Genomic DNA, 20,585 nt, shown 5'->3' with positions numbered 1-20,585 from the left:
CGGCCGCCGAGGCTCGTCGCGCGCAGCGTGACGACAAACGTGCAGAACAGCGGGTCGGCGCACACGTGGAGCCGGTCGTCGCCGATCCGCGAGAACAGGTCGAACAGCGGCGCGCAGAACCGGATGCCCGCGTCGTACAGCACGCGCTTGCGGATCTGCGGATGGCGCGCGCAATACGCGGCGGCCTTGATGAAGCGGCCGATCGGCAGCGCATAGGCGCCCGGCGGCCGGCACGGCGGCTCGCGGCGGATTGCCCGCGCGGCGGCGTGGCCACGCGCGCGGGCGGCCGCGATTACTTCGCGAGCGTGCGGTATGACACGAGGTCGTTGATCGGCCCGATTTCCGGCCCGGTCACGCCGGGGCGTGTGGCGACCTGCACGACCTTCTCGAACATGATGATGAACGGCGAGTTCGCGAGCACGGCCTTCTGCAGCGCTTCGTAACGCTGCGCGCGCTTCGCGGGCGACGGCTCGACGAGCGCGGCCTCGGTGTCCTTCGTCAGTTGCGGAATGTCCCAGCTGTTGCGCCACGCGAGCATCTTGGTCGGCGACTGGTCCGAGTTGTCCGGATTCCACGCGAAACCGCGCGCGTTGCTGTTCGGGTCCATGTAGTCGGGCGACCATTCGCCGACGAAGATGTCGTGCTGGCGCGCGCGGTACTTGCCGATGGCCTGCTTCGCGTCGCCCGGGATCAGCTTCACGCGGATGCCGCCCTGCGCGAAATTCGCCTGCAGCGCCTGCGCGATCTCGAGGTGCGGATAGTCGTTCGGCATGTCCATCGTCACGTCGAAACCGTTCGGCAAGCCGGCCTTCGCGAGCAGCGCCTTCGCCTTCGCGACGCCCTGCTTGTACGGCCGCGCGTTCGACGCGCCGAGGAAGCCTTCCGGCAGGAAGGTCTGATGCACCTTGTAGGTCGTGCTGACGATGTTGCGCTGGATGCCGTCGTAATCGACGAGCCACTTCATCGCCTGCTGCACCTCTGGCTTCGCGAGGTTCGGGTTCTTCGTGTTCAGGCTCAGGTACAGCAGCGCCGACACGGGCCACGACGCGATCTTGATCTTGCCGGCCTTCGACAGCGCGGCGAGGCTGTCGGGGCTCAGGTTGCGCGCGGCATCGGCGTCGCCGTTCTCCAGCAGCAGCCGTTGCGCGGACGCTTCGGGCACATGGCGCAGCACCACGCGCTTCATCGGGTACGGCGTGCGGTATTTGTCGAAGCGCTGCAGCACGATGCTCTCGTTGGGCGTCCACTTGACGAGCTGGTACGGGCCCGAGCCCGCGTCGTTGGTGCGCAGCCAGCCGCTGCCGAAATCGTTGCCTTGCTGGTGCGACAGCAGCAGCTTCTTGTCGAAGACCGACGCCGGGCACGCGCTCAGCACGTTGAGCACGAAGCTCGGCGCGTACTTGCGGTCGGTTTCGAGCACGACCGTTTGCGGATCGACCACGCGCACCTTCTGCGTGACGTTCGCCTTCGTGAGGCCGAGATCGGCGAGCACGCCGGCCGGCCCCTTGTCGAGCAGGATGGTGCGCTGCAGCGACCATGCGACGTCGTCGGCGGTGACCGGGTTGCCGGAATGGAACGTCAGGCCCGGGCGCAGCTTGAACGTGTAGGTCACGCCGTCGGCGCCGACCGTCCACGATTGCGCGATCTGTCCGTCGAAGCGCGTCGGGTCCTTCAGGTCGACGCGGACCAGCCGTTCGTAGGTGTTCGCGACGTATTCGGACGGCACCAGCTCGTAGATCCCGCTCGGGTCGAGGGTCGTGAATTCGCCGAGTTGCGTGGCGACGACGAAGATGCCGGGCGGCGTGGCAGCCTGCGCCGGCAGCGCCGGAACAAGCGCGACGAGCGCGGCGCTGACGAACAGCCGGGACAGCAGGTGCTTCATGCGGGCTCCGTTGAAAGGGAATCGTGGAGCGATTCTCTCATCGACGGCCGTTCGGATGAAAATATTCGGCAGGCGCGCCAGGTGGCGCGCAGCGGCAGGCAGGTGGGCCGGGCAGGCGCCCGGCGCCGAAGGATGTCAGATCGCGCAGCGCGCGACCGCGAAGCGCATCGCTTCCTCGGCCGGTTCGTTGCCCGAGCCGCGCACGACCTTGATCACCGAGCCGTTGCCCGACGGCGTCAGCGTGACGAAGTACGAATTCGAGCCGACGGCGATGTCGGTCACGCCGTTGTGCTGCGATTGCTCCGTGCCCGACAGGCGGCTGTCGAGGCAGTTCGCGACCGCGTAGGCCGGACGTTGCGACGACACGTAGATCATCGGCGCGGCGCCCGAGGCGGCCGACTCGGACGAGGGCGCGGACCCGCAGGCGGCGAGCAGGGCGGCGGGAAGGAGCAGCAGGAATCGTTTCATGGTCGGTCGTCGGGTGTCTCGTATCGAGGCTGGGGCGCGGGGGAGCGAAACGCGAAGCTTCGCGACGAAACCGCCCGGAATCGGGTCGTTTTTGACGGACGACGACACGGCAGGCGGCTGACGACGGAGTATACCCGCAGCATTCGACGCCGTCGGCGCGTTGAAACGATTCGATACAACCGGCGCCCGCTGTCGGACGCGCGTTTGCTCCCGTTGTCGCCGTGAGCGGCGGATCGCCCGGTCGTCGCGCTGCTGCCGCGCATGCGGATTAATGCGCGCCGGCCGCCGCCGCATCGGCATCGCCGCCGCCCGAGCGCACCGGTTTCGTGATCCAGATCAGCGGGATGATCGCGACGAAGATGATCGCCGACACGTAGAAGATGTCGTTCAATCCCATCACGGCCGCCTGCGAATCGACCGACGCATTGAAGAACGCGAGCGCCGAATCGGGGCTCAGGTGCAGCAGCGAACGGGACGTGTCGAGCTGTTGCGTGAAGACCGGATTGGTGACGCTCGCCTGTTCGGTGAGCCGCACGTGATGCAGGATCGTGCGGTCGTTCCACGCATTGCTGATCAGCGACGTGCCCACCGCGCCGCAGAACGTGCGGCCGAAATTCGACAGGCCCGCCGCGGCCGGAATCTTGTCCGGCGGCAGCCCGGACAGGATGATCGACGTCAGCGGCACGAAGAACATCGCCATCGGAATGCCTTGCAGCAGCGTCGGCAGCACGAGATCCCAGCGCGACACGTCGGTGTAGAACGTCGTGCGCATCATGAACACGACCGCGAAGCCGACGAACGCCGTCGTCGCGATATAACGCGGATCGGTGCGCGGCAGCAGGCGCCCCATGAGCGGCGTGAGCAGGATCGCGAACACGCCGAGCGGCGCGGTGGCGAGCCCCGAATCGACCGCGCGGTAGCCGAGATAGCCCTGCATCCATTGCGGCAGCAGCACGAGCGTGCCGAAGAACATCCCGTACGCGACGGAGATCGCGATCGTGCCGCCCGCGAAGTTGCGTTGCGTGAAGAGCCGCAGGTCGACGATCGGGTTGGCTTCGTTCAGCTCCCAGATGAGGAAGAACGCGAAGCCGATCAGCGCGACGATGCCCAGCGCGACGATCACGGGCGAGTTGAACCAGTCGAGATCCTTGCCCTTGTCGAGCATGATCTGCAGCGACGCGACCCACAGCACGAGCAACAGCAGGCCGACCGTGTCGATCGGCAGGCGGCGCGTGGCCGACTCGCGATCGCGGAACACGAACCACGTGACGGCCGCCGCGAAGAAGCCGACCGGAATGTTGATGTAGAAGATCCACGACCAGTTGTAGTCGTACGTGATCCAGCCGCCGAGCGACGGCCCCGCGATCGGGCCGACGAGCGCCGTCATCGACCACAGCGCGAGCGCCGTCGACGACTTCTGCCGCGGCCACGCGCCGAGCAGCAGCGCCTGCGACAGCGGCGCGAGCGGTCCTGCCACCGCCCCTTGCAGGATCCGCGCGGCGAGCAGCGTCGGCAGGTTCGGCGCGATTCCGCACAGCCACGATGCGAACACGAACAGCAGGATCGACGTGACGAACAGGCGCACCTGGCCGAAGCGCTGCGTGAGCCAGCCCGTCAGCGGAATCGACACGGCGTTCGCGGCCGCGAAGATCGTGATCACCCACGTGCCTTCGTCGACCGACACGCCGAGGTCGCCCGAGATCGTCGGGATCGCGACGTTCGCGATCGATGAATCGAGCACGTTCATGAACATCGCGAGGGATACCGCGATCGTGCCGATCGCGAGCTTGCTGCCCGACAGCGGCGCCTGGGGTGACGGAGATGACATGGTGTTCCTGCGTGATGAAAGGTGGCCCGCGGGGCGCATGCGCCGACGGCGCACGCGCGTGCGGACACGCGCGACGTGCGCGCGGCCCGGCAAGCGGACGCCGCTCGCGCGCGGCGTGCGGGTCAGGCGTGGGATCGGATCGGCGAAGCCGTGACGGCTTCGGCAAGCAGGCAGGCCGGTCAGGAAGGCGCGACGCGCGTGACGCGTCGGCGGGCAGCGCTCAGGTGGCTGCCGTGGCGTTTGTGGTCGTTTTTCATCGGCACAGGCTAACGATGCGGCGAACGGCGATCAACGCCCGCGTGCTCATTAATTCCTTTCCTGCGCCGCAATAATGCGGCGGACGTGCATCGATTGCCGGTCGTGCGATGGGGTGACGGCGCGGCTACGCCGCCGTCCGCCACGCAGTGAAGACTTCCGTCAGGAATTCGACGAACGCGCGCACCTTGCTGTCGAGCGTCGCGCGCTTCGGGTACAGCGCGTGCAGTTCGACGTCGTCGGTGCGATGCCAGTCGGGCAGCACGATTTCGAGTTCGTTGTTCTCGATCCGCCGCGTGGTGAAGTGGGTCGAAATCAGCGCGATGCCGCCGCCGCTCGCGGCCTGGCGCAGCACCGTGACCGATTCGTTCGAGATCAGCACGGGCCGCACCGGCACGTCGGCCACGTCGCCGGCCGCGTTGGTCAGGCGCAGCGTCAGGCCGGGCACGTCGCGGCCGACGAACAGGATGTCGTGATCGGCGAGATCCTGCGGCGTATGCGGCCGGCCGGCGCGGTCGAGATAGTGCGGGCTGGCCGCGAACTTCGCGTGCGACCAGCCGAGCGAGCGGGCGACGTAGCCGGAATCCGTCAGCACGCCGGTGCGCAGCGCGACGTCGAAGCCGTGTTCGACGAGATCGAGCGCGCTGTTGTCGTAGATCAGCACGAGCTGGACCAGCGGATAGCGCCGGCGAAACTCGGCGAGCGCCGGTTCCAGTTCGAACAGGCCGATCGCGTAAGGCACCAGCACGCGTAGCGTGCCTTCGGGCTCCGTGCGCAGCGCGCGCACCTGGCGGTCCGCGTCGAGCAGGATTTCCTCGGCGCGCAGGCAGCGTTCGTAATAGTCGCGCCCGGCTTCGGTGACGGACACGCGGCGCGTCGTGCGGTACAGCAGCTGGACGCCGAGGTCGTCCTCGAGCTGCCTGATCTTGCGGCTCACGCGGCTGAGCGGCATGTCGAGTTGTGTGGCGGCGCCGGTGAAGCTGCCGCGCTCCACCACGCGCAGGAATATCCGGATGCTCTCGAGGTCCATGCGATTCGTTTCAATGTTCGGCCTGCGCGCATCTTACCGTCACGGGCCGGATCGCTGCAGGTCGAGCCGATTATCCCGCCCGGCGCAATAACGCATCCCGCCGCCGCCGCTTAGTGGCGGCCGGCGCGCGATCGTATGCTCGCCGGATGAAATTCGCCTTCCCCAGCATGCCGCCGCTCGCGGCCGTCCGGGCCGCGCTGCGCGACGCGCGGCCGACGCTGCCGCCCGGCGCGCTTGCATTCGCGCTGCGCAATACGGCTGCGTCGCTGCTCGCGCTCTATATCGCATTCCGGATGAATCTCGACGATCCGAAATGGGCCGCGTCGACGGTGTGGATCGTCGCGCAGGGCAGCCGCGGGATGGGGCTGTCGAAGAGTCAGTACCGGATTCTCGGCACCGCGATCGGTGCGGCCGTCGCGCTCGCGTTGACCGGCGCGTTCGCGCAGACGCCCGAGCTGTTCCTGCCGGCGCTCGCCGCGTGGATCGGCCTGTGCGCGGGCGTCGCGACGTTCCAGCGGAATTTCCGCGCGTATGCGGCGGTGCTCGCCGGCTATACGGCCGCGATCATCGCGATGGATGCGGTATCGGCGCCGCTGCACGCGTTCGATATCGCGGTCGCGCGATTTCTATACGTGGTGGTCGGCATCCTGTGCGGGGCGCTGTTCGAAACGGTATTCGCGCCGGGCGCGCCGCTGGACGAAGTCCGGACGCGGCTCGCGCGCTATCTCGAGCGCGCGGTGGCGCTCGGCGCGGGCGCGCTGCGCCGCGAGCCGAATGGCGCGGCCGTCCACCGGCTGTTCGCGGACGCACTCGACCTCGACACCGCGGCGGAATATGCGGCGGCCGGCGCACCGTCGGTGCGTCGCGCGATCGGCCATTTGCGCGCGGCGGCGCTCGGCGTGCTGACGGCGCAGGCGGCCGCGCAGGCGATCCGCGAGCATGCGGCGCGCGCGCATGACGCGCCGGACCCACTGGTCGACGAGGTCGCGCGTGTGCTCGACGGTATCGCCGCGGCAGGCGACGCGGCGCCGGAGATGGCCGCACTGCGCGCACGCGTGAACGACGCGCTGCGCGCCGAGGCGGCCGCGCCGGCTGCGCCGGACACGTCGCGCCTGCTCACGCTCGACCGGCTGGCGGCGCTGCTCGGCGGATTCGATCGCGCGTGGGCGAGCCAGGCGCTGCTCGACCGGCCCGAGCTGCCGCCTTCGCGGGTGCGCTACGCGTTCCACCGCGATCCGGTGCTCGCGTGGCGCAACGGCCTGCGCGCGTTCATCGCGGTGCTGGCCGCGTCGGCGATCTGGATTTTCACCGCGTGGCCGTCAGGCGGCGGTTTCGTCGCGATCACGGCCGTGGTCGGCGCGCTGTTCTCGACCCGTCCGAACTCCGTGCGCGCGGCCGTGGGCTTCCTGAAAGGCTCGGCATGCGCGGCGATCGCCGGCGTCGTCTGCAACTTCATCCTGCTGCCGGCGGTGTCGGGTTTCGAAATGCTCGCCTATATCCTGGGCGTGTTCCTGATCGGCACCGGGATCGCGATGCGCCATCCGCGCACGGCCGCGATGGGCAGCGCGTTCTCGATCTTCTTCTGGAATTTCACGTCGCCGGACAACACGACGCGCATCGGCGACGCCGCGTTCCTGAACAGCGCGCTCGCGACGATGCTCGGCATCGCGTTCGGCGCGCTGATCTTCGCGCTGGTGTTTCCCGGCGATGCCGGCACGAGCCGACGGCGTCTGCACCGCGCGGTGCGTCGCGATCTGGCCGCCATCGCACGCGATCCGCGTGCGTGGCCGGCCAGCGTATGGCTGAGCCGCACGGCCGACCGTCTCGCGCGCGAGCTCGGTTTCGCGGGCAGCCTGCCGCAGACGCTGATCGAGCGCGACATGCGCGACCTGCTCGCGATCTGGGGGCTCGGCGACAGCGTGCTGTCGCTCGCCGACCTGGCCACGCGCGAGTCGGCCGCGCACCGCGCGGCGGCCGCGGTGCGCGCGCGCGTCGCGCGAGCGGATTTCGCGCGGCTCGAGCAGACCTGCGACGCCGCCGCCCGCTTGTTGCGACGCCGCGTGGCCGCGCGCGACGGCGACGCCGCGCATGCATTGCTGGGCGGCATCGTCCTGCTGCGGCGGATCGCGGACGCCGCCGCCGAGCATGACGGCTTTCTGCGCGGCCGCCGCGACTGAGCGGCGCGAGTCAGGTGAGGCGGTACGACGGGCCGGGCGTCACTTCGGCCGGCAGCGGCTCGCGGTTCAGTTCGAGCAGCGTGCGCTCGATCTGCCGCGTCATCGCATCGAGCGCGAGGTGGTTCGGCCCGTTGCCGAACGGCTCGGCGATCGCATGTGCGATCGCGTCGAGCGCGATCAGCGTATAGGCGACGAAAACCGTGACGAAGGGTGTCGCCGCGCCGATCGAATCGACGAGACCGAATGGCAGCAGTACGCAATACGCGTAGATGGTCCGGTGCAGCAGCACGTCGTATGAAAACGGAATCGGCGTCGATGCGATGCGCTCGCAGCCGCTCACCATCGCGACGAGTTCGTCGAGGCGCGCATCGAGCATCCACAGTCGCGTGTCGGCGAGCTGGCCGGCGTCGGCGCGCGCGGCGAACGCTTCGCGCAGCGCGTGCACGATGACGACCGGGCGAAACCGGGACGCGGCGATGCGCGCATAGGCGGCGCCGTCGAGCAGCCCGCGCAGGTCCGCGGCCGGATCGGTGCCGCGCAGTTGATGCTTGAGCGCATGGACGAACGCGACGACCGTGCGCACGAACGCGCGGCGCGACGCGTCGTCGCGGTCGACCGCGCCGTAACAGAGCGCCTGCGACACCAGCGTGCGCGTGGCGGTCAGTACACCGCCCCACAGTTGCCGCCCCTCGCGATAGCGTTCGTAGCTCGCGCTGTTGCGAAACCCGGCGAAGATCGCGAGCGTCAGGCCGATCAGCGTGAACGGCGTCGGGTTCAGCGGCACCTTTTCGCCGAGCACGCGGCCGCCGCCCCACACGGCGACGAGGCTGATCGCGAGCGTCAGCACGAGCTGCGGCAGGATGGTCGGCAGCACCGAGCCATTCCAGACGAGCAGCATCCGCAGCCAGTGCTCGCGCGGACGAACGATCATCGTCGTGCTCCGTCAGGCGGCGATCGAGGCCGGCGCGGCCGCGCGATGCAGCAGCACGGGCACCGATTTCGACGTCGGCGTGTTGCACACGTCGCCCACGCTGTCGAGCGGCACGAGCGGGTTGGTTTCCGGGTAGTACGCGCCGATGCAGCCGCGCGGGATGTCGTATTCGACGAGCAGGAAGCCGTTCGCGCGCCGCTCGATGCCGTCGTGCCACACGGTTTCCATGTCGACCCAGTCGCCGGCCGCGAGGCCGAGCATCGCGAGATCGTCGCGGTTGACGAACACCACGCGGCGCTGGCCGAACACGCCGCGGTAGCGGTCGTCGAGCCCGTACACGGTGGTGTTGTACTGGTCGTGCGAGCGCGTCGTCATCAGCGTCATCAGCCGTTCGCCGTGCAGCACGCGGGCGCGCTGGATCGGCGTGTCGGTCGGCAGCCCATGCGCGATGAAGTTCGCCTTGCCCGTCGGCGTCAGCCATTCGCGGTCGCGCGACGCCACGCGCAGGTGGAAGCCGCCGGGCCGCGCGATGCGCGTGTTGTAGTCATGGAAGCCGTCGAGCGTCGCCTCGATCGCGTCGCGGATCTTCGCGTAGTCGTCCTTGTACGCGAGCCAGTCGATCTTGCCGCTGCCGAACAGCGCGTGCGCCATGTGCGCGACGATCGCGGGCTCCGACATCAGGTTCGGCGACGCCGGCTTGTTCATCCCGTACGACACGTGGACCATGCTCATCGAATCCTCGACCGTCACGCCTTGCGCGACGTTGTCCTGCAGGTCGATCTCGGTGCGGCCGAGCGTCGGCAGGATCAGCGCGTCGCGGCCGTGGATCAGATGGCTGCGGTTCAGCTTCGTCGTGATGTGCACGGAGAGCGCGCAGCGGCGCATGCCTTCCCACGTGCGCGGCGTGTCCGGCGTCGCCATCGCGAAGTTGCCGCCGAGACCGATCAGCACCTTCACGCGGCCGTCGAGCATGCCTTCGATCGTCTCGACGACGTCGTAGCCGTGATGGCGCGGCGGTTCGAAATCGAACACGTGGCCGAGCCGGTCGAGGAACGCCTGCGACGGCTTTTCCTCGATGCCGACCGTGCGGTTGCCCTGCACGTTCGAGTGGCCGCGCACCGGGCACAGGCCGGCGCCGGGGCGGCCGATGTTGCCGCGCATCAGCATCAGGTTGGTCAGCATCTGCACCGTGGCGACCGAATGCTTGTGCTGCGTGATGCCCATGCCCCACGTCGCGATCACGCGTTCGCTGCGCGCATAGCGCTGCGCAAGCGCGTCGATCTGCTCGTACGGCACGCCGCTTTCGGCCGTCAGCGCGGACCAGTTTTCGGCGCGCAGATCGTCGGCGAACGCGTCGAAGCCGGCCGTGTGTGCGTCGATGAACGCGGTGTCGAGCACACGCGGCGCACCGGCGGCGCGCGCGGCGTCGTCGAGTTCGAGCACGCGCTTGGCCATCCCCTTGATCAGCGCGAAATCGCCGCCGATGGTCGGCTGGATGAACGTCGATGCGATCTTCGTGCCCGACATCGTCAGCATCTCGAGCGGGCTTTGCGGATCGGCGAAGCGCTCGAGCCCGCGCTCCTTCAGCGGGTTGATCGACACGATCGTCGCGCCGCGCTTCGCGCACTCGCGCAGCTCGCCCATCATCCGCGGGTGATTGGTCGCCGGGTTCTGGCCGAAGATCAGCAGCATGTCCGCATGCTCGAAATCGTCGAGCGTGACGGTGCCCTTGCCGACGCCGACCGACGCCGGCAGCCCGCGGCTCGTCGCCTCGTGGCACATGTTCGAGCAATCGGGGAAGTTGTTCGTGCCGTACAGGCGCACGAACAATTGATAGAGGAACGCCGCCTCGTTGCTCGCGCGGCCGGACGTGTAGAACGCGGCCTGGTTCGGGTCGGGCAGCGCGCGCAGATGGCGCGCGATCAGCGCGAACGCATCGTCCCATGCGATCGGCACGTAGCGGTCGGCCTGCGCGTCGTACACCATCGGGTCGGTGAGCCGGCCGTGCTGTTCGAGCTCGAAATCCGACTGTTCGAGCAGTTCGGTCACCGTGTGCGCGGCGAAGAATTCGGGCGTCACGCGCTTGCTCGTCGCTTCCGCGGCCACGGCCTTCACGCCGTTCTCGCAGAATTCGAACGTCGACGCGTGCTGGCGGTCGGGCCATGCACAGCCTGGGCAGTCGAAGCCGTCCGGCTGGTTCTGGCGCAGCAGCGTGCGGTAGTTGCCGCCGGCGACCTTTTCCTTGATCAGGTTGATCGTGACGGCTTTCAGCGCGCCCCAGCCGGCGGCCGGGTGGGTGTACGGTTCGATGCGCGCGGTGGCGGATTTCGTTTTCATGATGCAGGTGTCGGGGTCGATGCGTGCAGAGTACGCGCGGCGCCCGTACGGCTGTGTGTACACCTGTTCACTTCAAAAAAGAGTACAGTTTCGGCCATTCATCCCGTGCGGATGGCAACTGTGTTGCTGAAGGGAAGTTGAAAGGGAGGCGCGTGAAGCGTTACGAACAACTGGCCGACGATCTCCAGGCGCAGATCGAGCGGGGCGTGTACCGGCCCGGCGAGCGGATTCCGTCGGTGCGGCAGGCGAGCCGGCAGCAGCAGCTCAGCGTCACGACCGTGCTGCGCGCGTACCTCGTGCTGGAAAGCCGCGGCCTGATCGAAAGCCGGCCGCAGTCGGGCTACTTCGTGCGGGCGCGCGCTGCGGCGCCGGCCGAGGCCGAGCTGCATGTCTCCGCGCCGGCTGCCGAGCCGTCGGCCGTGGACGTGAGCCGGCTCGTGCTGTCGACGCTGCGCTCGATCGCGCGCGACGACGCGGTGCCGCTCGGCTCGCCGTATCCCGACGCGTCGCAGTTTCCGGTGCAGCGTCTCGCGCGCTATGCGCAGGCGATCGGGCGGCGCCGCACGCGCTGGGGCGTGATCGACGACCTGCCGCCCGGCAACCAGGAGCTGATCCGCCAGATAGCGCGGCGCTATGCGGAGCGCGGGGTCGCGGTCGAGCCGGGCGAGATCGTGATGACGATCGGCGCGACCGAGGCGATCAACCTGTGCCTGCAGGCCGTCGCGAAGCCGGGCGACACGATCGCGGTGGAGTCTCCGACGTTCTACGCGATGCTGCACGCGATCGAGCGGATGGGCATGCGTGCACTGGAAGTCGCGACGCACCCGGGCGACGGCATCGATCTCGACGCGCTCGAACGGATTCTCGCGCGCGAGCGCATCGCCGCGTGCATGGTGATGCCGAATTTCCAGAATCCACTCGGCTTCCAGATGCCCGATGCGCGCAAGCGCGCGCTGGTCGAGCTGCTCGCGAAGCACGGCGTGCCGGCGATCGAGAGCGACGTCTATCACGAGCTGCACTTCGGCGACACGGCGCCGAGCGCGCTGAAGTCGTTCGATCGCGACGGGCTGGTGCTGCATTGCGCGTCGTTCACGAAGAGCCTGTCGCCGCGCTACCGGATCGGCTGGGCGATGCCGGGCCGTTACCGCGACCAGGTCGAGAAGCTGAAATTCCTGAACACGCTCGCGACGCCCGCGATCGAGCAACTCGCGATCGCCGAGTACCTGAAACACGACGGCTACGATTTTCATCTGCGGCGCATGCGTAAGCAGTACGCGCAGCAGGCGAACCTGATGAGCGCGATGGTGCGGCGCTTCTTCCCGGAAGGCACGCGGTTGTCGCAGCCGCGGGGCGGGTATGTGCTATGGGTCGAGCTGCCGCCGCGGGTCGATGCGATGAAGCTGTATACGCTGGCGCTCGCGCGGCGGATCACGGTCGGGCCTGGGCACATGTTCTCGGCCGGCACCGATTACCGGCATTTCGTCCGGCTCAACTACAGCTACCCGTGGTCGCGGCAGATCGAGGATGCGCTGAAGGTGCTGGGGCGGCTCGCGTCGGAGTGCGCGGCGCGGTGAGCGTTGCCGCCCGCCGGCAGGGCAGGCGGCGGGCGGCGGCCTGCCGCCGTGGCCGGTATCACGCCGCGCGCGGCGCCTGCAGCCCGGGCTGCGCGGCGTCGACCATCCGGCGCATGTCGAAGCCCGACGGATGCTGGTACACGCGCAGCCCGAACTCCGGCAGCACCGCGATCAGGTGGTCGAACAGGTCGGCCTGGATGGTCTCGTAGTCGACCCACGTCGTCGTATCGGTGAAGCAGTACAGTTCGAGCGGAATGCCTTCGGCCGTGAGCGGTAGTTGTCGCGCCATGTTCGTCATGTCGCGGCGGATGCGCGGATGGCCCTTCAGGTAGTTCGCGACGTACGCGCGGAACGTGCCGAGATTCGTCAGCTGGCGGCGGTTCGCCGGGCAGTCGCCGGCCGCGCCGAGCGTGCCGTTCCATTGCTCGATCGCGTCGACCTTGTCCTCGAGATAGTCCTTCAGCAGCGTCAGGCGTTCGAGCCGTTCGATCTCGTCGTTCGTGAGAAAGCGCACGCTCGTCGCATCGATGAACAGCGCGCGCTTGATGCGGCGCCCGCCCGCCTCGGTCATGCCGCGCCAGTTCTGATAGCTCTCGGTGATCAGCTTCCAGGTCGGCACCGTGATGATCGTGTGATCGAAGTTCGCGACCTTGACGGTGTTCAGCGTGATGTCGATGACCGTGCCGTCCGCGCCGGCCGACGGCATCGTGATCCAGTCGCCGATCCGCAGCATGTCGTTCGACGACAGTTGCACGCCGGCGACGAGGCCGAGCAGCGTGTCCTTGAAGATCAGCATCAGCACCGCCGACATCGCGCCGATGCCGGACAGCAGCAGGCCGATCTGCTTGCCGGTCGCATCGCCGATCACGACGAGCGCGGCCGTGATGAACATCACGAGCTTGACGAGCTGCATCGCGCCTTTCAGCGACAGGCGCGGCTGATCGCGTTGAGCGGTGCGGTGCGCGTGTTCGAGCGCGGACAGCGTCGCGCTGATGGTCATCGTCACGAGGAACACGATCAGCGCGAACAGCACCTTGTCGACCACCTGCGCGACCAGGCCGGGAATGCCGGACACCGCGCCGAGCCCGAGCTTGATCACGACGAACGGGACGATGCGGTTCAGCCATTTGAAGGCGCCGAATTCGAACAGCGCGTCGTCGACGCGCGTGGCGGACAGTCGCGCGAGCCGCGCGACCACGCGAAACAGCAGGAAGTGGACGACGGCGGTAATCGCGCCGGCGGCGGCGAGCAGGACGAGGATGCCGACGAGCGGCGCAAACCAGGATTCGTTCAGGGTCATAGGGGCGGACAGGGGCCTTCTCGTGCGTTGAATCGGCGCCGCGATGCGGCGCGCGCCCGATGAAGGGCACATGAAAGGGACCGTGATTGTGCCATCGGATTCCGGATGCGTGCCGTGAAGGCGGGGCGAGCGGCTCCCGAATCGGCTCACCATTGTGCAGGTATCCTCTGCATCGGGGTGAAGGCGAGCCTCGAATCGACATCACCGCAAGCCGGCGTGCGAGCCGATTGCCGGACGCGTCACCCGCCAGCATGCATTCGGCCGGAAGCCATGACGGCAGGGCTTTGCGCTTCGCTACGCACGATCCGCGATCCATGCAATCATGCGGACGTCGCCGGCGTCGTCGGTGTGCCGCTCGCGTTGGCGTGCGGCCTGTCCGGCCCCTCCGGCGACGGTGAGCGACACGCACCATCGTCGCGCACCCGTTCGTGGCCCCCGTCACTCGACCTCACGCATTTCACGCATGCAAGATTCCAACGAAAGCCGTCCGTCACGCGTATGGCTGCTGAAAGGCATCCTCCCGATCCGCCGCGCGGGCGCCATCCGAGACATCTTCGCGGGCATGTCGCTCGCGTCGATGGACATCCCGCAGGTGCTCGGCTACGCGCGCATCGCCGGCATGCCGGCCGTCACGGGGCTCTACACGGTATGCCTGCCGCTCGTTGCGTTCGCATGCTTCGGCGCGTCGCGCCATCTCGTGGTCGCCGCCGATTCGGCGACCGCGACGATTTTCGCGAGCCGGCTATCGTCGATGGCGCCGGCCGGCAGCGCCGACTATGCGGCGCTCGCCGGCATGGTCGCGTTGCTGACCGCCGCGATGCTGCTGCTCGCGCGCATCTTCAAGCTCGGTTTTCTCGCCGATTTCCTGTCGCGCACGGTGCTGGTCGGCTTTCTCGCCGGCGTCGGCGTGCAGGTGTCGATCGCGATGCTCGGCGACATGCTCGGCTTGCCCGTGCCGTACCCGGCGTCGCGCAGCCTCGCGCAACTCGACTACGTCGCCACGCACCTGCTTCATGCGCACCGGCCGACGCTCGCGCTCGCGGCGCTCGTCGTCGTCGCGATTCTCGCGTGCAAGCGGTTCCTGCCGCGCGTGCCGATGCCGATGATCGCGGTCGCGGGCAGCATCGCCGCGAGCGCGGCGTTCGGTTTCGCCGCGCACGGCATCGCGGTGCTCGGGCCCGTGGCGGGCGGGTTGCCGCCGCTGCGCTGGCCATCGGTCACGTGGCAGCAGTTCCTCGATCTCGTGCCGGTCGCCGCGTCGTGCTTCGTGATGATCATCGCGCAGAGCGCGGCCGCCGCACGCGTGTTCGCGCAGCAGTACGGCGAGGACGTCGACACCAATGCCGACATCCTCGGCCTCGCGGCCGCGAACGCGGCGGCGGCGCTCGGCGGCGCGTTCATCGTCAACGGCAGCCCGACGCAGACGGCGATGGCCGACGGCGCGGGCGTGCGCAGCCAGATCGGCCATCTCGCGTTCGCCGCGGTCGTCGCCGTCGTGCTGCTGTTCTTCAGCCCGTATCTGCAGTATCTGCCGCATGCGGTGCTGGCCGGCATCGTGTTCACGATCGCGCTCGGGCTGATCAACGTGCGCAGCCTCGCGGCGATCCGCCGGGAAAGCCCAGGCGAATTCACGCTCGCGATGATCACGGCCGCGGCGGTCGTGACGATCGGGGTCGAGCACGGCATCCTGCTGGCCGTCGCGCTGTCGTTGATGCGGCACGTGCGGCACAGCTACCGGCCGCATACGATGGTGCTCGAACCCGTCGCCGGCAACGGACGGTGGCAGCCGGTGCCCACCCGGCGCGGCGTGATGACGGCGCCCGGGCTGATCGTCTACCGGTTCGGCTCCGATCTGTTCTTCGCGAACGATCACCTGTTCGCTGCGGAGGTGACCGAGCTCGTCGACGCGGCGCCGGTGCCGACGCGCTGGTTCGTCGTCGACGCGGGCGCGATCACCGACGTCGACTATTCGGCCGCGCGGACCTTGGTCGATCTCGTCAGGGCGCTGCACGCGCGCGGAATCGGCGTGCTGTTCGGGCGCGTGAACCGCTACCTGCGCGCGGACATGGATCGTCACGGGATCACCGAGGCGGTCGGCGCGTCATGCATCTTCGCCACGCTGCATCAGGCGCTGGAGGCGGCGGGCACGACGCCCGCGCGGCAGGAGCCGGACACGGTGTAGGGATCGTTCCCGCGAACAACGGGCCAGCCCAACGAATGCGTTTTTCCAGACTGGGGAACGTGCGTTGCCGGCCGCATTGCGGCGTCGATCGTGCCGATGTGGTTGCCGTAGCGGGAAACCGCGCACGTGGTGCGGCGCGGCGCCCGTTCAGCGCGAACCGGCCGGCGCGTTGCCGGCCCGTCGGTCGCCGCCTGCACCGGCCGAGCGCAACGGCAGCCGCAGCGTCGTCACGAAGCTCGCCGCATGCAGCGTGCACAGCAGGCCGAACGCCCACGCATACGCGACGGCTTGCGTGCCGCCCGCCGCCGTCGATTCGGCGTGCAGCCGCCACGCGAGGAACAGCGTGCATAGCGTCGTGAACGTCGGACCGCCGAGCCGCTGCACGATATTGAGCGACGTGGTCGCCATCGGCAGGTCGCGGCGCTCGACCGACGCATACGCGGCGGCGATCGACGGCGCGCCGATCGCACTCTGACCCATGCCGCGCAGAAACAGCGCCGGTACGAGCACGACCGGATCGTAGCCGGTCAGCGCGAGCAACACGAGCGGCAGCGTGGCGGCGAGTGCGAGCAGGGCGCCGGCGGCGGCCAGCCGGCGTACGCCGAACCGGCTCGTCAGCGCGCCCATCGACGGATAGGTGACGAGCATGCCGAGCCCGAGCGGCGCGAGCAGCCAGCCCATTTCGCCCGGCGAGCGCCCGCACGCCTGGATCAGGAACACGGGAATCAGCATCTGGCCCGCATACAGCGCGCCGTTCGACAGGAATTGCGTGCCGGCTGCCGCGCCGAACACGCGCGAGCGAAACAGCGCGAGATCGATCAGCGCACGCTCGCCCTGGCGGCGCTCGACGCGCAGGAACGCGACGAGCAGCAGCGCCGCGCCCGCGACCGCCGCGATGCCGGGCATCGAGCCGATCCGCTCGATGCCGTACAGGAACAGCACGAGGCCGGGCGACAGCAACGCGAGGCCGATCCAGTCGAGTTCGCGCCGCGGCGCATCGTCCCGGTCGCCGGGCAGGAACCGCACGGCCAGTGCGAGCGCGAGCGCGCCGACGGGCAGGTTCACCAGAAACAGCCAGCGCCACGACGTGTGCTGCAGGATCGCGCCGGCCACGACCGGGCCGAGGATCGGCGCGAGCAGCACCGGCACCGCCGCGTAGCCGATCACGCGTGCCATCTGCTGGCCGGCGACGCGCGCGATCATCATCTGCGCCATCGGCGCGAGCAAGCCGCCGCTGACGCCTTGCAGCACGCGGAACGCGATCAGCGACGGCGCCGACCACGCGAGCCCGCACAGCGCCGACGTGAGCGTGAACGCCGAGAAGCACCACAGGTATAGCGCCTTCGCGCCGATGCGGTCGACGAGCCAGCCGCTCAGCGGCAGCACCAGCGTCAGCGCGAGCAGGTAGCCGCTCGTCACCCACTGGATCGTCGACAGGCTCGCATGCAGGTCGGTCGCGAGGCTCGACAGCGACACGTTGACGATCGTCGCATCGAGCTGCGACAGCAGCGAGCCGAGCGTCGCGACCGCGCTGACTTTCCAGATTGACGGGTCGAGCCGGCCGATCGCATGGCCCGGCGTCGGCTGTCTGCGTTCGTCGCTCACGCGCCGCGCCGGTCGAGCAGCGCGACGATGTCCTGCGTCGTGCCCGTTTCGCCGAGGCGGGGGAACAGCCGCTCGACGCTGTTGGCGTGCGCGTCCGCGTTGAGGTCGGTCATCGCGTCGACGGCGAGCGTCACGTTGTAGCCGAGTTCGTGCGCCTGTCGCGCGGTCGATTCGACGCCGATGCTCGTCGCGACGCCGGCCAGCACGATCTGCGTGACGCCGGCTGCCTTCAGATGCGCGTCGAGACCGGTGCCGGTGAACGCGCCCCAGGTCCGCTTCGTCACGACGTGGTCGCCTGGCTGGCGGTTCAGTTCGGGCACGAGTTCGGTCCAGTCGGCCGGCAGGGCGTCCAGGCGCACCTGCTGCTGCGTGCGGCCCGGCGCGCCGCCCGCGACGTTGACCAGCACGACCGGCAGGCCGCGGCCGCGGAATGCGTCGAGCAGTTCGCGGGCGTGGGCGATCACCGGTGCGACCGGATGCGCGGTGGGGAGGGCGACGATGCCTTTCTGCAGGTCGATGACGACCAGCGCCGTGTTCGTGTCGAGACGGGTTGCGCTCATGATGGGGCTCCGGGGGAAAGGGCGAAGAAAGCCGGCCGCGCGCATGCCGCGCGGCGAACCGGCCGGGTTTATTGCTCGCCGATGCGGCGGATCAGCGGGATGGCCGCGGCAAGCGTGTCGATGTCGTCCGGATCGAGTTGTCCGATCGCCGTGCCGAGCCACTTGTGTTTCGCGGCGTTGCGCTTGCGCCGCGCGTCGACGCCGGCGGCGGTGAGCTTGAACAGGATCTGGCGGCCGTCGGTCGGATGCGGTTCGCGCTCGACGAGCGCGTCTTCCTCGAGGCTCGCGAGGATCGCCTTCATCGACTGCGGCTTCATCGCTTCGGCGCGAGCGAGATCGGCGGTCGTCATCGGCCCGTGCCGATCGAGCCGCGCGAGCGCGCTCGTCTGGGACATGCCGAGCCCACCGGAATCGATCTCGGAGCGCAGCCGACGGATGAGCTGGCCGACCGCGAGGGTCAGGTCGGCGGCGACGGTTTCGGCGGAAACGCCGGGTTTGCGTGGCGGGTTCATGCGGCGAATCTTAGAACACGGCAGCCAAACTTGCAAGTTTGACTGTTGAATTGATCGCCGGCCTGACGGCGCCGTCCGGCGCGCGATTACGCGCGTCGATGCGCGACCGGTACGACTTCGCTGTAGCGCGGGGTCGCGTTTTCGTGCAGCAGATCGCCGAGGTACTGGCCGAGTTCGTCCGCGGCGAGCGCGGATGGAATCTGCAGATTGGCCGGGCGCCGTTTGCCTTCGGCGCCGAGATCGAACACGGCCCAGCGGCCGTCCGCGCGCACGACGGCGAGCAGCCGGCCGAAGGCGTTGAAGCGGTATTCGTGCTGCATCGTGTCGCTCCCGTGGCGTGAACGTGCCGGCTGCCCGTGTGCGCTTACCGGATCGAACAGGACAGCCAGCGATGGATGTTGATTGCGTCGCTGGATACGCCGGCACGCGTCGGTGCGCCGAGCAGCACGACCGTCTCGCGGCGGCCTTTCACGCGCAGGCGCATCACGACGCCGTGCCCCGATTCGTTGATGAAGCCGGTTTTCTGCAGCCGGATCGGCAGGCGGCGGTAGCGCACGAGCGGGTCGGAGTTCACGTACACGAGCTCCCCGTCGCCGGGGCGCACGGTGGTCGACAGATCGGTCGAGAAATAGCGGATCAGCGGATCCTGCGCGGCCGCGCCGACGAGCCGCGCGAGGTCTTCCGCCGTCGACACGTTGTGCGGCGACAGGCCGGTCGGCTCGCGGAAGTGCGTATGCCGCATGCCGAGCCGGCGCGCTTCGCGGTTCATCGCCTTCACGAACGCGGCGCGCCCGCCCGGATAGTCGCGGCTCAGCGCGGCGGCCGCGCGGTTCTCCGACGACATCAGCGCGATATGGAACATGTCGCGGCGCGACAGTTCCGAGCCGACCTGCAGGCGCGAACCGGTGAACTTGATCGTGTCGCGGTCGCGCGCGGTCACGCGCAGCACGCCGTTCAGCGGACGATCGGCGTCGCGCGCGACGACGGCCGTCATCAGTTTCGAGATCGATGCGATCGGCCGTACGGTGCGTGCGTTGCGCGCGAGCAGCGGGGTGCCGGAATCGACGTCGAGCACGTAGGCCGCGCGTGAATGCAGCGACGCGACCGCGCGCGGCGTATAGCCGCAACTTGCGAGCAATTTCGGTTTCGCGGACGGGCGCGGTCGCACGGCGGTCGTGCGTTTCGCGCGCCGCTGCTGCGGTGCGGGTGCCGCGTGGCGTTTGGCCGCTTGATGCGTCACGCGCGAGCGGCGGTGCTTGATGGCCTTTTTCTTGCGATGGGCTGTCTTCTTGACGGCCTTCGTATGGGCATGCGGCTGCGCATGGGCGGTGCGATGCGGCTGCACGCGTTGCGCGGACGCATGCGCGGCGAATGCGAGCAGCAGGAACGACAGGGCGAGGATCAGGATGGTCCGGGCGCGAGGCAGGTGCGCGATGAGGCCGGTCAAGCGAAAGTCTCCTTTTCACGCGCGATGCGGCTGCGCGGAATGCATGGGCGGTCAGCGGGTGCGGGAAATTATACGGTCGATCGCGCGGCGATGACGATGGGATGACGCGCAATGACGCTTCATGCGGGAAGATTCCGGTCGTTTTCGCGCTGCCGGGCAAGCGGTGCGCGGTGGCATGCAAGGCGGGCAGGTACGCGGTTCAGCGTGGCCAGTTCCGCCGCGACACGACCGCGAAACTGATCGCGATCGAACCCGTCACCGCGCGCGGCGGCGCGTCTTCCAGCGCATCGCCGAAGCGGAAGCGGCGGCTGCGCCCGTCCGTGCGTTCGGCGCGACGCTTCGGTGCGCGCGCATCGACGGCAGCCGCGCATTCGCTTGCAGTCGCGACGTCGGATGATGGCTCGGCCACGTAGTCGGCCGCTGGATCGAGGGACATGGAAGTGAGTTCCGGGAAGGGCATGTCCGTATTGAACGCCATCGCATTCGATCGGTAAAAT

At 68.9% G+C, this 20,585-nt stretch carries 16 protein-coding genes; 3 read left to right on the top strand and 13 right to left on the bottom strand.

Translation table 11 applies throughout. The annotated features are described in order from the left end of the window. Positions 1–292: 292 nt before the first annotated feature. The 4 genes from CFB89_RS23715 to CFB89_RS23695 all read right to left on the bottom strand — a co-directional run bounded on the left by CFB89_RS23715 (position 293) and on the right by CFB89_RS23695 (position 5,463). Entirely contained in the window at positions 293–1,882 is a 1,590-nt protein-coding gene (locus CFB89_RS23715) for an ABC transporter substrate-binding protein (protein ID WP_089469991.1), read from the bottom strand. Between the two features lie 135 nt (positions 1,883–2,017). Beyond that, complete coding sequence (locus CFB89_RS23710) at positions 2,018–2,350, bottom strand: sugar ABC transporter ATPase (RefSeq protein ID WP_089470589.1); 333 nt, start codon at positions 2,348–2,350, stop codon at positions 2,018–2,020. Between the two features lie 268 nt (positions 2,351–2,618). Beyond that, entirely contained in the window at positions 2,619–4,178 is a 1,560-nt protein-coding gene (locus CFB89_RS23705) for a DHA2 family efflux MFS transporter permease subunit (protein ID WP_089469990.1), read from the bottom strand. A gap of 382 nt (positions 4,179–4,560) precedes the next feature. Then, positions 4,561–5,463: a LysR family transcriptional regulator gene (locus tag CFB89_RS23695; RefSeq protein ID WP_089469988.1), complete on the bottom strand. Its 903-nt coding sequence runs from the start codon at positions 5,461–5,463 to the stop codon at positions 4,561–4,563. A gap of 146 nt (positions 5,464–5,609) precedes the next feature. On the opposite strand from CFB89_RS23695, the gene CFB89_RS23690 reads away from it, so the two are divergent. Then, positions 5,610–7,640: an FUSC family protein gene (locus CFB89_RS23690; protein WP_089469987.1), complete on the top strand. Its 2,031-nt coding sequence runs from the start codon at positions 5,610–5,612 to the stop codon at positions 7,638–7,640. A gap of 10 nt (positions 7,641–7,650) precedes the next feature. Here CFB89_RS23690 and CFB89_RS23685 read toward each other — a convergent pair whose 3' ends face one another. Together CFB89_RS23685 and CFB89_RS23680 are read right to left on the bottom strand one after the other, a co-directional pair. Further along, positions 7,651–8,571, bottom strand: coding sequence for a bestrophin family protein (locus CFB89_RS23685; protein ID WP_089469986.1), 921 nt, complete (start codon positions 8,569–8,571; stop codon positions 7,651–7,653). Positions 8,572–8,583: 12 nt separating this feature from the next. Then, positions 8,584–10,908, bottom strand: a complete 2,325-nt coding sequence (locus CFB89_RS23680) for an FdhF/YdeP family oxidoreductase (protein ID WP_089469985.1) — start codon at positions 10,906–10,908, stop codon at positions 8,584–8,586. A gap of 152 nt (positions 10,909–11,060) precedes the next feature. On the opposite strand from CFB89_RS23680, the gene CFB89_RS23670 reads away from it, so the two are divergent. Then, entirely contained in the window at positions 11,061–12,482 is a 1,422-nt protein-coding gene (locus tag CFB89_RS23670) for a PLP-dependent aminotransferase family protein (protein WP_089469984.1), read from the top strand. A gap of 58 nt (positions 12,483–12,540) precedes the next feature. On the opposite strand, the gene CFB89_RS23665 is transcribed toward CFB89_RS23670, so the two are convergent. Continuing rightward, entirely contained in the window at positions 12,541–13,782 is a 1,242-nt protein-coding gene (locus CFB89_RS23665) for a mechanosensitive ion channel family protein (RefSeq protein WP_089469983.1), read from the bottom strand. 463 nt (positions 13,783–14,245) lie between these two features. Here CFB89_RS23665 and CFB89_RS23660 point away from each other — a divergent pair, with 463 nt between their 5' ends. Beyond that, the gene (locus CFB89_RS23660; protein ID WP_089469982.1) at positions 14,246–15,964 is read left to right on the top strand and encodes a SulP family inorganic anion transporter; all 1,719 of its coding nucleotides are present in this window, start codon (positions 14,246–14,248) and stop codon (positions 15,962–15,964) included. 147 nt (positions 15,965–16,111) lie between these two features. On the opposite strand, the gene CFB89_RS23655 is transcribed toward CFB89_RS23660, so the two are convergent. The 6 genes from CFB89_RS23655 to CFB89_RS23630 all read right to left on the bottom strand — a co-directional run bounded on the left by CFB89_RS23655 (position 16,112) and on the right by CFB89_RS23630 (position 20,566). Then, positions 16,112–17,569 carry a DHA2 family efflux MFS transporter permease subunit gene (locus CFB89_RS23655; protein ID WP_089469981.1) on the bottom strand — a complete coding sequence of 486 codons (1,458 nt, stop codon included), beginning with the start codon at positions 17,567–17,569 and terminating at the stop codon, positions 16,112–16,114. Then, on the bottom strand, positions 17,566–18,129 hold the full coding sequence (locus CFB89_RS23650; protein WP_089469980.1) for an isochorismatase family protein: 564 nt from the start codon (positions 18,127–18,129) through the stop codon (positions 17,566–17,568). The genes CFB89_RS23655 and CFB89_RS23650 overlap by 4 nt, the downstream gene beginning before the upstream one ends. Before the next feature lie 68 nt (positions 18,130–18,197). Continuing rightward, positions 18,198–18,641: a MarR family winged helix-turn-helix transcriptional regulator gene (locus tag CFB89_RS23645; RefSeq protein ID WP_089469979.1), complete on the bottom strand. Its 444-nt coding sequence runs from the start codon at positions 18,639–18,641 to the stop codon at positions 18,198–18,200. Between the two features lie 86 nt (positions 18,642–18,727). After that, positions 18,728–18,961 (bottom strand): hypothetical protein, encoded by a 234-nt coding sequence (locus CFB89_RS23640; RefSeq protein WP_089469978.1) that lies wholly within the window; start codon positions 18,959–18,961, stop codon positions 18,728–18,730. 44 nt (positions 18,962–19,005) lie between these two features. Then, entirely contained in the window at positions 19,006–20,088 is a 1,083-nt protein-coding gene (locus tag CFB89_RS23635; RefSeq protein WP_089469977.1) for a serine hydrolase, read from the bottom strand. A 199-nt stretch (positions 20,089–20,287) separates the two neighbouring features. Then, entirely contained in the window at positions 20,288–20,566 is a 279-nt protein-coding gene (locus CFB89_RS23630) for a hypothetical protein (RefSeq protein WP_089469976.1), read from the bottom strand. Positions 20,567–20,585 lie beyond the last annotated feature (19 nt).

It is taken from the genome of Burkholderia sp. AU16741 (assembly GCF_002223345.1).
GTDB classification, from domain to species: Bacteria; Pseudomonadota; Gammaproteobacteria; order Burkholderiales; family Burkholderiaceae; genus Burkholderia; species Burkholderia sola.
The sequence above is the reverse complement of the archived record's forward strand: the minus strand, read 5'-3'. Positions and strand labels throughout refer to the sequence as shown.